At 62.7% G+C, this 434-nt stretch carries 1 protein-coding gene and 1 pseudogene; both read right to left on the minus strand.

Annotated elements, in window-relative coordinates:
• A pseudogene (locus tag GVN67_RS29285) lies at nt 1-157 on the minus strand (50S ribosomal protein L7/L12); the annotation flags it as partial.
• A gap of 77 nt (nt 158-234) precedes the next feature.
• A partial coding sequence (locus GVN67_RS29290; protein ID WP_200845458.1) for a hypothetical protein occupies nt 235-434 on the minus strand: 200 nt, incomplete at its 5' end.

The raw sequence follows: 434 nt of genomic DNA on the forward strand, positions 1-434 counted from the left end.
CCTCTTCAGCAGCTCCGCCACCGGCGGGGCCGGCAACTGCAACAGCAGCGGCGGTAACTTCGAAGGTCTCTTCGAAGAGCTTGACGAACTCGGAGAGCTCGATGATGGTCAGTTCCTTGAAAGCTTCAATGAGCTCTTCGTTGCTGAGCTTCGCCATGGTAGGCGTCCTTCCTGTTGTGGTGTCCGGACCGCGCGGGGCTTTCCTTCACACCGAGTCTGGTGGGGTGAAGAGAATTAGTTCTCTTCAGCTGCGGGAGCGTCGGCCGGGGCTTCAGCTTCGGCGGCAGGTGCTTCTTCAGCGGCGGGCGCTTCGGCAGCTGCCGGTGCACCGTTCTCTTCTTCAAGCTTGAGGCGCAGTGCGTCGATGATGCGTGCAGCTGCGGCGGCAGGGGCCTTGAGGACGCCTGCAACCTTGGCGAGCTGCAGCTCGCGGG

It is taken from the genome of Roseomonas sp. 18066, from assembly GCF_902706185.1.
Classification (GTDB): domain Bacteria; phylum Pseudomonadota; class Alphaproteobacteria; order Acetobacterales; family Acetobacteraceae; genus Pseudoroseomonas.